The sequence below is a fragment of the Planktothricoides sp. SR001 genome, from assembly GCF_001276715.1.
Taxonomy (GTDB): domain Bacteria; phylum Cyanobacteriota; class Cyanobacteriia; order Cyanobacteriales; family Laspinemataceae; genus Planktothricoides; species Planktothricoides raciborskii.
This window is the reverse complement of the sequence record NZ_LIUQ01000020.1, coordinates 26,336-40,971: the sequence shown is the minus strand read 5'-3', so window position 1 is coordinate 40,971 and position 14,636 is coordinate 26,336. Positions and strand designations below refer to the sequence as shown.

Annotated in this window: 6 protein-coding genes; 5 read left to right on the top strand and 1 reads right to left on the bottom strand. The window is 42.8% G+C overall.

What is annotated here, in order from left to right; all coding sequences use genetic code 11:
- Positions 1 to 49: 49 nt before the first annotated feature.
- The 5 genes from AM228_RS13635 (at position 50) to AM228_RS32565 (ending at position 12,093) form a co-directional block, all read left to right on the top strand.
- Positions 50 to 3,382 (top strand): ATP-binding protein, encoded by a 3,333-nt coding sequence (locus AM228_RS13635; protein ID WP_054466655.1) that lies wholly within the window; start codon positions 50 to 52, stop codon positions 3,380 to 3,382.
- An 896-nt stretch (positions 3,383 to 4,278) separates the two neighbouring features.
- Positions 4,279 to 4,704 carry a hypothetical protein gene (locus AM228_RS13625; RefSeq protein ID WP_054466653.1) on the top strand — a complete coding sequence of 142 codons (426 nt, stop codon included), beginning with the start codon at positions 4,279 to 4,281 and terminating at the stop codon, positions 4,702 to 4,704.
- Between the two features lie 321 nt (positions 4,705 to 5,025).
- Complete coding sequence (locus AM228_RS13620; protein WP_231636791.1) at positions 5,026 to 7,824, top strand: DUF1156 domain-containing protein; 2,799 nt, start codon at positions 5,026 to 5,028, stop codon at positions 7,822 to 7,824.
- 655 nt (positions 7,825 to 8,479) lie between these two features.
- Positions 8,480 to 11,755 (top strand): helicase-related protein, encoded by a 3,276-nt coding sequence (locus AM228_RS13615; RefSeq protein WP_054466705.1) that lies wholly within the window; start codon positions 8,480 to 8,482, stop codon positions 11,753 to 11,755.
- The gene (locus tag AM228_RS32565; protein WP_156331757.1) at positions 11,749 to 12,093 is read left to right on the top strand and encodes a hypothetical protein; all 345 of its coding nucleotides are present in this window, start codon (positions 11,749 to 11,751) and stop codon (positions 12,091 to 12,093) included. Before AM228_RS13615 ends, AM228_RS32565 begins: the two co-directional genes overlap by 7 nt.
- Here the strand turns inward: AM228_RS32565 and AM228_RS13610 are convergent.
- The gene (locus tag AM228_RS13610) at positions 12,031 to 14,007 is read right to left on the bottom strand and encodes a DICT sensory domain-containing protein (RefSeq protein ID WP_054466652.1); all 1,977 of its coding nucleotides are present in this window, start codon (positions 14,005 to 14,007) and stop codon (positions 12,031 to 12,033) included. The genes AM228_RS32565 and AM228_RS13610 overlap by 63 nt on opposite strands.
- Positions 14,008 to 14,636: the final 629 nt, after the last annotated feature.

The window sequence follows — 14,636 nt, the reverse complement described above, 5'->3', positions numbered from 1 at the left end:
TCCTCTTTCCTAAGAACCTCTACCCTAAGAATCTCTATCCTAACCAACTATGCCTTTATCCTCAATTCTTGATACCTGTATTCCTCGAAAAGAAATTCTATCCGGCTCGTTGAAAGAGGAAATATTTGCCGCCAAAATTCGGCCAGTGGTGGAAGGAAAAGCCCCGCAAGTTTATCAGGATTCTCATGTTTTTTTCGCGAACACTTTTCCCACTGATGGGATTAAAACCCTGATTCAAGAAGTTTTTAGCCGTCTGACTCAACAAGGGGCTGGTTCTCCGGTGATTCGCTTAGAAACCAGTTTTGGTGGCGGTAAAACTCACGACCAGATTGCCCTTTGGCATATTTGTAAACAAGGGAGAAAAATTCAAGGTTTAGACCGTTTTGTGGATTTGAATTTAATCCCAGAATCGGCGGTAAAAGTAGCAGCAATTGATGGCCGAGATTTAGATCCACAAAATGGAATTTATTATCAAGATATTGGCCTGACTACTTATACTATTTGGGGAGAAATTGCTTACCAAATTGGCGGTGTGGCCGGTTATGAATTGCTCAAAGGTTCCGATACCAGCGGGATTAGTCCGGGAACTTCTATTTTAGAACGGTTGATTAATGGGCAATCTACTGTTATTATTATAGACGAAATTGCTCGCTATTTGCGATCAGCTAAAGCTAAACTAATTGGGAATAGCGATTTGGCAGCACAAGTGGTAGCTTTTCTGTTTTCTTTGATGGATTTAGCGGCAGCTTGTGACTGTTTGGTTTTGGTTTATTCTCTGGCTTCAAAGTCTGATACTTTTGCGGCAGAAACTGCCTATTTGAATGATGAACTGAATGAGTTGATTCAGGCTTCTTCCCGTCAGGAACGGGTGATTAGTCCATCGACGGATATCGAGATTTATAATATTGTTAAACAGCGCATTTTTGAACGGGTAAGTGATGAGGCAGCTAAGGCAGCAGCGGCAGAATATGTGGATCTTTATCGCTTGACTCGCGTTGATTTACCGGATGCTTGTAAGGATGCTTCTTATGCTGAGGCGATCGCACAATCTTATCCTTTTCACCCGGAACTGTTTAAGCTGTTAACCCAAAAAATTGCCGCGATTCCTGAGTTTCAACGGACGCGAGGAGCGTTGCGTTTATTTGCTTTGGTGGTGCAGCATCTTTGGCAAAAAAATCAGGAAAGTCCAGGGGCAGAAATGACCGGGTTGCTGTCAGCTTGGATACCGATTATTCATTCCCATCATATTCCCGTTGGGGTGAATAGTCAGGTGACTAATGAGTTGACTTCTCGGTTACAACGTCCGTTTATGCGAAATCCAATTCAGGCGGATATTTATAATTTAGATGGGCGAAAAGCTTATGCCCAAGTTCAAGATGAGGAATGGACTGTTGCCGGTAAACCTCCTTTTTCTACTTGGGTGGCAAGAACGATTTTTTTGCATTCTTTAACTCAAGGCATTTCTTCGGGGATTCGGGAAGCAGAATTAAGTTTGTCTTTGCTGACTCCAAATGTTAAAATGGGGGTGGTAGATGATATTCTACAAAAGTTGGTTAAGGAAGCTTGGTATTTGGATTACGATCCAATTACTTCCCTTGCCCGGTTTAAGGAAGAACCTTCTTTAAATAAGATTATTTCTGAGGAGAAAGAACAAGTTAAGCGAACTGATGCTAAGGAAGAATTAAGAAGGCGTCGGGATACTATTTTTGCGAAGCGATTTTTTACTCTGATTTCGGATCAGATAGACAGTCCCTCGGACGTGGACGATCGCCCTGATGATATTGCTTTATGTGTGATGGATTTTGATGATGTCACCGTGGATAGTCCTACGGATCCTGTACCGGAGTTAGTCGATCGCATTTTTCATCAAACCGGGGATTCTGGTAAGTTTAGAATTTTCCGCAATCGCTTGTTATTTTTATTGGCAAATAAGCCCGCTTTACAACAGGCGATCGAGAATGCTAGAGAATATCAAGCGATTAGAAATATTCTGCGTAGTCCTAATCGTTTAGATGATTTGTCAGACCGGCAGCAGCAACAATTGAAAGAACGAGAAGGGCAAAAAGATTTAGATGTGCGGGTATCTTTGACTAATGCTTATCGTCATTTATTTTATCCAGCAAATGACCTGGTAAAAGCCCCGAAAGGTTTGATGCACTATACTCTTAGCGCCCAAGATGCTAGTATGGTTAAAGGCAAAAACCATCAGCAGGATGTGATTCTTAAGGCGTTAAAAGATTGTGATAAAATTCGCCCAGACGATGCGAAACCTTTTGCCCCGGCTTATATTTTGCAAAAAGTTTGGCCTGCGGGGATTGATTCTTGGACTACTAAAGAACTTTGCAATGCTTTTGCTAAGGATTTATCCCTGAATATGCTGTTAGAAAAAGAAGTTTTGATGTTACGGGAGACGATCCAGAAAGGTTTGACTGAGGGACATTGGGATTTGAAGGTTTCTGATAAGCCCGAACGCTTTTATATTAAAACTCAGAATCAGCCGTTGGTTTTGCCAGATGCTTTGGAATTTAGCGATCGCTTTGTTCTCTATCGTCGGGGAATATTGGAACCCCCTAAACCGAGAACTTTAGAATTGACTTATCAGTTAATGTCTAGTTCTTCTGGGGAAAAACCCGTTTATGTCCGGTGGAAAGCTGACGCGGCCCTAAAAGTCACCTTATTTAAAAATGAAATAGCGATTTCCACCGAGTTCAAACCCAAGGACGAATATGAAACGGAAATTAGCAGTTCTACTCTATTTAAAATAGTGGCAGACTATGGCAACGGAGAAACTGCGACAAGGGAAGTTACGGTTGACCCGGTAAATGCGGGGCCGGGAGTGGGTTCCCTGCGGGAAGTTTCTGCTATTTATCGTCCGACTAATTCTTCGACTAATTCTGGTACATATAATATAGATGCGAATCAGCCGAATATTTGGGATAGTCAGCCCCCTACGGTGGAAGTTGATGGTAGTCTTAATTCGGTTTTCAATCAGTTGGGCGATCGCTTTCAGGACCATCGGGTTAAGGCGATCGCAGCTATAGAAATGACCGTCAGCGACTTGATGGACTATCGGAAACTGGGAACAGCGATCGCCTTACTCCAGCGTTTTAGTCCAAAAATCGATCAAGACGTGACTATTCAAACTGGGGCAGAATTTATTCGCTTGGAATATCAAGGGGATGCCCGTGGATTTCAGAGTCTTTTCTCAAGTTTGAGTAATTGGTTAGTCAAGTCGGAACAAGGCAACGTATCCTTAAAAGTCGCCCTGGAATTCAGCCCATCCATATCACCTACGGGGCCAGAATTGGAACAAATTAAACAAACCCTTAACCGTAATCCCGTGGAACGGATTCATTTAAGGGCACAGGTGTTGTATTCGTAATATTTGTAGGGGCTTTCGCATGAGATCCGCCGGGGAATAAATTCCCCGTCTCATGGCGAAAGTCGGTTAAAACCGACTAAAATTATATGGTTAATTATATGATTTGAAAATTAATCCGCCCGATATCCGCCCGCCGGGGAATAAATTCCCTAAAATTATATGATTTCAAAATATAAATTTCAGATATCCGCCGGGGAATAAATTCCCCGTCTCATAGGGAAAGTCGGTTAAGTAGGTGGGCAGAAATAAATGCACTACAGACCCCACGAGAAGAAAGGCTGTCATTCCCGCGAAGGCGGGAATCCAAAGCCTATTGGCGGAAAACGAAAAGTGCAATTAATTATGTTCACCTACTTAAAACCGACTAAAATTATATGGTTAATTATATGATGTGAAAATTAATCCGCCCGATATCCGCCCGCCGGGGAATAAATTCCCTAAAATTATATGATTTCAAAATATAAATTTCAGATATCCGCCCGCCGGGGAATAAATTCCCCGTCTCATAGGGAAAGTCGGTTAAGTAGGTGGGCAGAAATAAATGCACTACAGACCCCACGAGAAGAAAGGCTGTCATTCCCGCGAAGGCGGGAATCCAAAGCCTATTGGCGGAAAACGAAAAGTGCAATTAATTATGTTCACCTACTTAAAACCGACTAAAATTATATGGTTAATTATATGATTTGAAAATTAATCCGCCCGATATCCGCCCGCCGGGGAATAAATTCCCTAAAATTATATGATTTCAAAATATAAATTTCAGTCGGTTTTAACCGACTTGTGCTATGAGACAGCCATCGTTTTAACCCCCGGCGGTGTTTGCAGGCGGTGTTTGCAGGCGGTGTTTGCCCCTATATATCCTATATATAATTTGTAAGTCCTATTGATGATAAAATATGCAAGAATTCCAATTAAGAGTTATTCCCCTAAAAGATAACAATTTTTCCCTGGAACTTTATCAATGTGCTTACAAACAAGCCGGACAGAAAAAACGACCAGCAGCAAAGCGGATTGGCCAATTAAAAGGAGAAAAATTATTGTTAGCCCGCCAAAGCATTTATGCGGCTTTAAAAGCCAATAGTTACGATCCGAAAACTTTGTCGAAACGACGGCAAGCCCCTTATAGTTTATCAGAGGATTCCGGGGTCAGATTGGCGATATTATGCCAAGCCTTGCAGCCATTGTCAAAAAGTGAGAGAATTCAGGAAATTACCACGGGAATTATGGCTATGAGTGATGAAGAAGCCCATTATTGGTTTGGCAAGATTAATCATGGTAAACGCAATTCGGCATTAAAGGCGATTCGGGTATTATTAAGTTAGGGGTGTAGGGTGTAGGGTGTAGGGTGTAGGGGGAAGGGAGGGTGTAGGGTGTAGGGTGTAGGGTGTAGGGGAAGAAAGTGATGCATTCGTAGGGGCGAATGGCCATTCGCCCGTACAAGTTAAAAGTTATGCATAAATATCACTATTCACTCTTCACTCTTCCCCACACCCTACACCTCTTACCCTGAGCCTGCCGAAGGGCTACACCCTAAACCCTCTCCCCCCTACACCCTACACCTCTTACCCTGAGCCTGCCGAAGGGCTACACCCTACACCCTACACCCCAACCAACAAACAACAACCAACAACCAACAAACAACCATGAACAAAGATAGATTATTGATCGAGAGAATTATGCCAGTGAAACTGTTAAATCAACAGGTGGCTTATGAACATGGGGGCAATCCATTTAAAGGACTACACCGCTGGTATTCTCGGAAGCCGTTATCTTTCTCTCGCGCTTCGGTTTTGGCTTCTCTGTTGCCAGAGGATATTTCATTAGATGAGTTTGAATATTTACTGGGATTACATCCAGAATTGGAGGGGTTAAAACCTGATGCTAATTTGCGACTTTATAAAGTGCCTCCAGGATATTTTCGAGTAGGGAAAGTCCATGATTATTGTGAGAGAGTTTGGGGCAACCGAACCCCTACAGTTTTAGATGCTTTTGCTGGTGGGGGGAGTATTCCTTTTGAAGCGGCTAGATATGGGTTAAATGTGTTAGCTTCGGATTTGAATCCGGTGGCAGTTGTGACTATGAAAGCTGCAATGGAATATCCGGTAAAATTTGGCCCCGATTTACAAGTGGATATTGACCGTTGGGTGAAGTGGGTCGGGGATGAAGCGGAGAAAAGATTAGCGGATTTTTTCCCTTCAACCCCGGAAAGTGAGGAAGTTGTGCAAAATTATTTATGGGCACATACGGTAGTTTGTCCTAGTTGTCAGTCTGTGGTTCCCTTAAGTCCAAATTGGTGGTTAAGTAAAACAAGTAACTATGCTGGAAAAGGACAAGCTAGAAAAGTTACGAGTGATTGGTACGCGGTGAAACCAATTCCCAATCTGACAGAAAAGCGGGTTGATTTTGAGTTAATTAAGGGGAAAAAAGGGAAAGGAACAACGATTAAAACCGATGATGGTGAATACAATCCTGATGATTACATTACCGTTAGTCGTGGGGTGGGTAGATGTCCTACTTGTGGCAATATTATTGAGGATGAAGTGATTAAGTCTCAAGCCCAATCTGTCGGTTTAGGACATCAGTTATATGCAGTGGCTTATAAAAAAGGAAAAAGCAGTTTAGAGTTTAGACTTTCTAATGAGTTTGATATAGCGGGATGGAAGTTAAGCCAAGAATATTTGAAAAATCAAGATTATAAATGGCAAATTAATAACTTAATACCTAATGAGTATATTATAAACGATCATGGGCAAATTCTTGGTTATTGTAAACAATGGTTTCAAATATTTAACCCGCGTCAGCTTTTAACCCTGGTGACTTATGTAGAAATTATCAACGAAGCGAAGGAGTTAATCCGGGCTGAGTATGAACCGGAAAAAGTAGAGGCCATTTGCACTTATTTGGCTTTAGTATTAGATAGATGTGTTGATGCGAATTGTAGATTAGTTATTTATAACGCTGCTAGAGCTTGTATTCAAAAAGCATCAACACAACACGCATTAAATTTAATGTGGAATTATCCAGAAGTTAATGGGGCAACTGAACTTTGGAAAGCGTGTCAAGAAGAAGGAGCAAAAGACTACACACCTTTATGTAATTTATTCGGCACAAAACCTCAATCTCTCAGCTTACCGGGTATCCTAGAAACCGACCCCAAAAGCATAAAAATTGATGCGGCTTCGGCGGATAGCCTTTATCATATTGCCGATAAATCTGTGGATGCGGTTATTACTGACCCGCCCTATTATGGAACAATTCCTTATGCCGATCTTTCCGATTTTTTCTATGTTTGGATGAAACGGACATTAGGGGATATTTTCCCCGAATTATTCTGGTCAGAACTCACGGATAAACACCGAGAAGCGGTCGCGAACCCGTCTCGTTTTCGGGATATGGGTACTTCAGCCGATGAATTAGCCGCCCAAGATTATGAGGCAAAAATGGCCTTGGCTTTTGGCGAATATTATCGAGTTTTGCGGGATGATGGGGTGATGACCGTACAATTTAATCATAAAGATTCCGGCGCCTGGGATGTGCTGACTAAATCATTAATTGATGCGGGTTTTGAAATTACCGCTTCTTGGTCTGTGAGCACAGAAAATCCCCAAAATTTACATCAAGCCCAGAAAAATTCTGTTTCTAGTACGGTGTTGCTAGTTTGCCGCAAACGCAACCCGAACGCTGAAGCCGCTTGGTGGGATGATTTGCGCCCGGAAGTGGCTAATTTGGTGGAACAACGCGCCCCGGAATTTGAGGATAATGATATTACGGGAATCGATTTATATTTAAGTGCTTTTGGTCCGGCTTTAAATGTGTTTAGTCGGTCTTATCCCATTTATAATAGCAGTGGGGATGAAGTTCGCCCAGAGGTGGCTTTTGCGGAAGCCCGAAAAGCGATCGCAGCTTATCGTTTCCGCAAATTAGTCCAAACGGATACCCAGGGATTTGACTCTTTAACTCAATGGTATTTTTTGGCTTGGGATGCTTTTAAAGCCCGCGAATTTCCTTATGATGAAGCGCGACAATTAGCTTTAGCTATTGGCGGTTTTAATGTGTCCGACTTGGACAAAACTCATAAATTGCTAAGTGCTTCTGGAGGTACTTGTAAACTCTTAACTCCAACCCAACGATGGAAAAAACGGGCTTTTTCCACGGAAGCCAAAGATTTTTCTTGCCGTTATTTGGTGGATGGAATCCACGCGATCGTCGCTATTTATGAGGAGGAAAACGATATCCAAGCAGTCCGTAAGTTTATGCAAGATACTAATTTGGTGACTAATGATAATTTTATGAAGGCGATCGAGGTTGCTTTGAAGGCTATTCCCCGGATTGGGGATGAGAAAAAACGCATTTCCGAAGAACGGAATTTGCTGGATTTGTGGTCAGCAATGGATGAGATTAAGGCTAAGGTGGTTTATGAACAATTGACGATTAGTTATTAGTTGTTGGTTGGTTGTTGGTTGTTGGTGGTTGGTGGTTGGTGGTTGGTGGGTAGGGATTCTTTTGTTCAACAATCAAAAATCAAAAATCAAAAATCAACAATCAACAATCAACAATCAACAATCAACAATGGTAGGGCGAAGCATTCGGGTAATACATTGTTTGTTTTTTCCGATAAATTCTTTGCCCGAATGCTAGGGCGAAGCATTCGGGTAATACATTGTTTGTTTTTTCCGATAAATTCTTTGCCCGAATGCTAGGGCGAAGCATTCGGGTAATACATTGTTTGTTTTTTCCGATAAATTCTTTGCCCGAATGTTAGGGCGAAGCATTCGGGTAATACATTGTTGGGTTTTTCCGATAAATTCTTTGCCCGGTAAGCGAAGCTATGCCGTCAGGCTTTATGCTTCGCCCCTACAGATTGAATAAACAACAACCAACAACCAACAACAACCAACAACCAACAAACAATGTTAGGGCGAAGCATTCGGGTAATACATTGTTGGTTTTTTCCCATAAATTCTTTGCCCGGTAAGCGAAGCTATGCCGTCAGGCTTTATGCTTCGCCCCTACAGATTGAATAATGAACAACCAACAACCAACAACCAACAACCAACAAACAACAACCAACAATCAACAATCAACCAACAACAAAAAATGCTATTTAAAGAAAAAAGCTGGAAATTAAGTTATTCTAGTAATGAAGATAACCCGATTTTTGATTTCTACATTCCGGCATTGGAATGTTCCATAAACTACGATCGCAAATCGGGATTTTTTAATAGTGCAATTTTAAGTAAAGTTGCCGGGGGTCTGGGGGGATTGTTGCAGAATGAAGGGAAAATGCGCCTGATTTTAGGTTGCCAATTTCAACCCCAAGATTTAGAGGCGATTAAAAAAGGCTATGAGTTGCGGGAGGCGATGATTTCTCGGTTGGATGCAGATTTAACTCCGCCGGAAACTTTTGCCCAGTTGAAACATTTTGAAATTTTGGCTTGGTTGATTCAATATGGTTATTTAGAGATAAAAATTGCCATTCCTCTGCAAAAAGATGGGACGCCAGAAAGCCCGGAACAACAACTCGATCGCCATCATATTTTCCATGAGAAAGTGGGAATTTTTACCGATGCAGAATATAATCAGTTAGTTTGCTTTGGGTCAAATAATGAATCCCTCAGTGGTTGGGAACAAAATATCGAGTCGTTTCATGTTTATTGCAGTTGGGAAGGCGATCGAGATATGCAGCGTGTCACCGAAGAAGTTTATCGGTTTGAGACGCTTTGGCATGATTTAGCCCCGAATGTGAAGTTATTTGCAGTTCCCGAAGCGATTCGCCAAAAGTTATTACGATATAGCCCTGGGGAAAGACCTAGTTGGGATGAAGGGAGTGTGGGGAGTGTGGGGGGAGAAGTGAAAAGTCGTAGGGGCGAATGGCCATTCGCCCCTACAAAAGAAATATCCCTCTTCCCTACACCCTACACCCTACACCCTACACGACGGCGGCTTACCCCTCTTCCCCCTCTTCCCCCTACACCCCACCAAACAGACCTATTAAATGCCCTGTTAAAAATACACGAACATCCGGGGTGTTTGGATTTTTGCTTAAAGTCAATTCCGATTAAACCTTGGTTACATCAAATAAAAATATTGCGCCGCGTTGCCGCAAGTTTCCCGAATAATTTTTTGATTGCTGATGAGGTGGGGTTGGGGAAAACTATTGAAACCGGGCTGATTTTGCGCTATTTGTTGGTTAGCCAAAAGGTGAAACGAGTGTTGATTCTTGTCCCGGCAACGGTACAACCCCAATGGCAAGAGGAACTTAGGGAAAAGTTTAATTTGGATTTTTGGAGTTATCGCCAAGGTAGCTTTAAGTCGGCGGATAAAATAACGGAAATTTCGGCTAATTCTGGGAATCCCTGGAATCAGTGCGATCGCATTTTAGCTTCTTCTCATTTAGTCCGCCGCAAGGAGAGACAAGGGGAATTGTTAGGGGCAGAACCTTGGGATTTAGTTATTTTAGATGAGGCCCATCATGCCCGCCGCAAAAATCCCCAAGCCCGTCAGGAAACTCCCAATAGTTTATTGCAACTGATGCAGCAGTTAAAAACCCAGACCAAGGCTTTAATTTTATTGTCCGCTACGCCGATGCAAATTGACCCTATTGAGGTATTTGATTTACTAGATTTGTTGGGCTTAAATGGTCATTGGCGTTATGGGGATAACTTCTGTAATTATTTTAGCACATTATCTAGCACATTATCTACTACCTTGTCAAGTAAACCGGACGAGCAATTGCTAAAATTTTGGCAAGAAATGTCTCGCGATTATTTCCAGTTTGGGGGAAAACCTTGCCCCCGGTTCCAAGCATATCTGGAAAAAAATAACCGTGTGTTAGCCTATCAAATCCAAGATACCTGGAACCGGGGCAAGCCTTTGGTGCATGGGAAAAAGTTACTGGAAAATGCGGATTTTATGCAGTTATCCCGCCAATATTTGACGGTGAATACTCCCCTGAAAGATTTGATGTTTCGCCATACTCGCGATACTTTGCGGGAATATTATAAGCGGGGAATGTTAACCCAAGATATTCCCCAACGGGTTGTCCAAGATAATGCGATCGCCCTGGAAAGCGATCGGGAAATTCCTCTATATCAAGCGGTAAGCGATTATGTGAGAAATTTCTATAAGTTAGCGGAAAAACAGAACCGGAAAGCCCTAGGTTTTTTAATGACTTTATATCGGAAACGGTTAACCAGTTCTTTTTATGCGATTAGAGAATCTTTACAACGACGGTTAGAAGGGATTAGTATTACTCCTGATGATTTGGCGGATTTAGATGATGCGGATGATGCGGTGATTCAAGGGTTGGAACAGTATTTTAATCCTGGATTAAACCCTGGATTAAACCCGGTAGATCCGAAAGAGATAGAGTATTTAGAAGATTTATTACGCCAATTTGAAAATACGGGTGACGATAGTAAGTTATCTTTTTTGCTGGAAACTTTACGGCAGGAATTGTTAGAACGAGAAAGCGCGATTATTTTTACCCAATATACGGATACAATGGATTATCTCCGGGAGCAAATTCGCCAATTATACGGCGATCGCGTGGCTTGTTATTCGGGACGAGGTGGGGAGTTACTAGAGGGGGTAAATTCGCCGAATAACCTGGTTAAGAATAACCAGGTTAAGTATATGTGGCGATTGGTGCCAAAAGAACAAATTAAACGAATGTTTAGAGATGGAGAAATTCAAGTTTTAATCTGTACAGAATCCGCCAGCGAGGGTTTAAATTTACAAACTTGTGGGGTTTTAATTAATTATGATTTGCCGTGGAATCCGATGCGGGTAGAACAAAGAATTGGCCGCTTAGATCGCATAGGTCAGCGCTATCCTACGGTAAAAGTGCATAATTTTTATTATGATGGTACGGTTGAGGCCAAAGTATATAAAAAATTGCGCGATCGCATCAATTTATTTACCAATGTGGTGGGACATTTGCAGCCAATTTTAGCCCAAGTTCCCACCTTTATTGAAAAAGTGGTGATGAGTGCAGACCCGGAAGAAGAAGATGTATTAATGGCAGAATTTGACCGAGAATGCGATCGCCCCTTTTTACGTCCAGATTTAGATGAAATGGTGGGCATGGATGTGGAGGCAGATTTAGCCGAAATCCGCCAAACTTTGCCCGTTTCTCCGATTACTCCAGCAGAAATTGAGCAACTTTTTACCCAATCGGAAATAATGGCAGAACTTTTGCGATCGCGGGGAATTGTGTTCACCCCAATAGGCGATAAAATTTGGCAGTTAACCTATCAAAATCAAGAAATATCAGTCACCTTTTATCCCGAAGTTTTTGACGAACATCCTTCCCTGAGACTAATGACCTTGGGCGATCAATTGTTTGAGGAATTGTTAGTTATTGGTTGTTAGTTGTTGGTTGGTTGTTGGTTGGGGGTTGGTTGGTTGTTGTTGGTTGGGGGTTGGTTGGTTGTTGTTGGGTAGGGATTCTTTGGGTAGGGATTCTTTGGGTAGGGATTCTTTGGTTGGTTGTTGAAGAAAGAACCAAGAACAATCAACAAACAACAATCAACAAACAACAAACAACAATCAACAAACAACAAACAACAATCAACAAACAACAAACAACAAACAACAAACAACAAACAACAAACAACAATCAACATTCACTATTCACTATTCACTATTCACTCTCTCCCCTGTTTCCTGTTCCCTGTTCCCTGTTTGGCGGCTTTGATTGGCCGATCTAACTTGCCAGTAAATAGGGGAATAGTGAAATGAAACTCACTGCCTCGATCCAGTCCCGAAGACGTGGCCCAAATTTTTCCCTGCCACCCGGTGACAATTTGCCGACAAATGGCTAACCCTAAACCAGTGCCCCCAGCAGTACGACGCAGGGCGCCTTCTTCTTGATAAAAGCGATCGAATACGGCTTCGAGGCGATCGCGGGCAATACCGCGTCCGGTATCACTGACGATCACTTCCAGGGTTTGATCGTCAAGCTGCTGGGCGCCGACGGTGATTTTGCCATTCGGGGGCGTAAACTTACAAGCGTTATCCATTAATTTCGTCAGCACTTCTACCAACCATTCACCGTCTGCCCGAACTAAGGGCAAATCTGGCGGTACGGCCAAAATAATCTCTGGTCGTTTATTTTGGGGATAGCGGGTCGTGATACTACTGAGGGATAAATAGACGCATTCTTCCAGGGGCATGGGTTCTGGATGCCATTCTACCCGACCACTTTCTAAGCGGGATAAGGTTAAAAAGTCTTGGACTAATTTTCGCATTCGATCCGCATCATCCAAGGCGGTACTCAGCATGACTTGCCTGAGTTCAGGGGGCATATCCGGGTCGCTGGCTAAACTTTCCAGGCAAACTTGAATGGTGGAAAGGGGGGTGCGGAGCTCGTGTCCGGTAATGGCAATCAGGTTGCTGCGAGTCCGGTCTAAGGCTTCTAGCTGTTCGTTCAAACTTTCCAAGTGGGCGAAAGCTTCCCCTTGAATCAAAGCCACCCCAATTTGGGTGGTGATGCCCTCGACTAAGGCTAATTCGTGCGGACTCCAGTCTCTGGAGCATTGTCCGCAGTGATGTAACTCCACCATGCCTACTAGCTGATTTTGATATAAGACCGGCACCAATAGCCAAGAACCAATATTAGCTCGACGGATAAAGCCTTGTGTCTTTTCTGCGGCCAGCCTGGGGTCAGTGGCAGCATTTTCTATATAAATATGTTCAGCGGTGGCGGCAACTTCCTGAAATAAGGGATTTTCGGTCAGAGGCCAAATTTGCCCCGCGAGAGACTCTACTCCTGGGCTTAAAAATTCATGGCTAATGGTGGCGGTGCGATCGCTGGCTTTGCAGCGGTAAATTAAACAACGGCAAACCCCCAAGGCTTTGCCAATTTCTTCGGCAGCCACTTGGAAGATTTCATCGGGATTAAGCGATCGCCGAATTGCGGTAGTAATCAGGTTAATCGATCTTTCCCGCTGTTCTTGTTCGGCTAACGATCGATAGGTTTTGATTAATTTATACTGAGAGGCTTGCAAATAAGTGACAAGGCGATCGGCAAATGGGTCAGGATTCACATAAGAGACTAGAGTTTTTGTCGTTGATAAGAGCGATCGCCCTTGCTCAATTTTTTCGGCTAACTCCGGTCGATACTCCAAAATCCGCTGCAACAAAACTTTTGCGGCTTCACAAGCCACCCGGCGATCGAAAGTCCAAATCCCCTCAAACCGACGGGCTTGATCTATTTCGGCAATGTCCGGCAGATTTGCCACCGCCTCCCGTTCCCGACAGACCAAGCAAGTAGCATAAGTTTGTGCCACCACCACTAAATGCCACTCGTGAGATAGACCATCGTTGGGGTCAAAAGCAACTGTTTCGTGAATACCCGAAGCATTTTTAAAATTAGTATCTGGTGCTGCGAGGACATAGACTTGATTACTTTTAAGTCCAATGCGCCGATATCGCTGGGCTTCCTGACGATAAAAGCGTTCGCGTTGAAAGCAAGCAATCACCAAAGGCTTCTCTGTCCCTGCCAAAACCTGATCTTCCATCGCATGGGACAAGGCCGTTAGAGAAGTTTTAAAGTAAATTTGTGGACGTAGCTGAGGTAAGACTTTTAGCACCTCTGTCAGAACAGAATTGGGATTGCTCATTGATTTTCTGCTTTGTCGAATTTTGTCGAATATAGAAAAGATCAACGGGATTCCACGGACAAATACGATTGTTATTTGTTATTTGTTGCTTGTTATTTGTTATTTGCTATTTGTTGTTTGTTATTTGTTATTTGTTGTTTGTTCTTGGACTAAGGACTAAGGACTAAGGACTAAGGACAACCAACAACCAACAACTAACAACCCACAGCCCACAACCAACAGTGAACAGCCAACAGTCAACAGTCAATAATCTAAGAATTATATTACGTTGTTGTTCGGTACAAGACGAATCCTCGATGTTTACAGATTGCCAACATTGTAAAATCCGGTTAAAATTAGCTCAGGGCGAAGCGTTCGGACGTGACCCTAATAAGTTTGGCGATGACTCGGTGTCTATCCCCACAAGGAATCGAGTAAACATCAAGTAAATGCTGATTTCTGATCATACCCGATCGGGAAAAATCTAATTTTTACCAAGGATAAGATTTGTTAAAATAAATCAAATCATGGTCGGGAAACAAAAGATCAATTCAGTCCATCAGCTAGTTGCAAGCTTCCAGATATGAAGCCATGCCACTAAACAGTCCAGAAAAATCAGCTTAAATCTCGGTGAATATGGTTTAAGAGTC

What these genes read in the sequence shown, in the direction of transcription:
- AM228_RS13615 (WP_054466705.1), top strand. Translation starts at nt 8,480, where the DNA reads ATGCTATTTAAAGAAAAAAGCTGGAAATTAAGTTATTCTAGTAATGAA.
- AM228_RS13610 (WP_054466652.1), bottom strand. Translation starts at nt 14,007, where the DNA reads ATGAGCAATCCCAATTCTGTTCTGACAGAGGTGCTAAAAGTCTTACCT.
- AM228_RS13620 (WP_231636791.1), top strand. Translation starts at nt 5,026, where the DNA reads ATGAACAAAGATAGATTATTGATCGAGAGAATTATGCCAGTGAAACTG.
- AM228_RS13625 (WP_054466653.1), top strand. Translation starts at nt 4,279, where the DNA reads ATGCAAGAATTCCAATTAAGAGTTATTCCCCTAAAAGATAACAATTTT.
- AM228_RS13635 (WP_054466655.1), top strand. Translation starts at nt 50, where the DNA reads ATGCCTTTATCCTCAATTCTTGATACCTGTATTCCTCGAAAAGAAATT.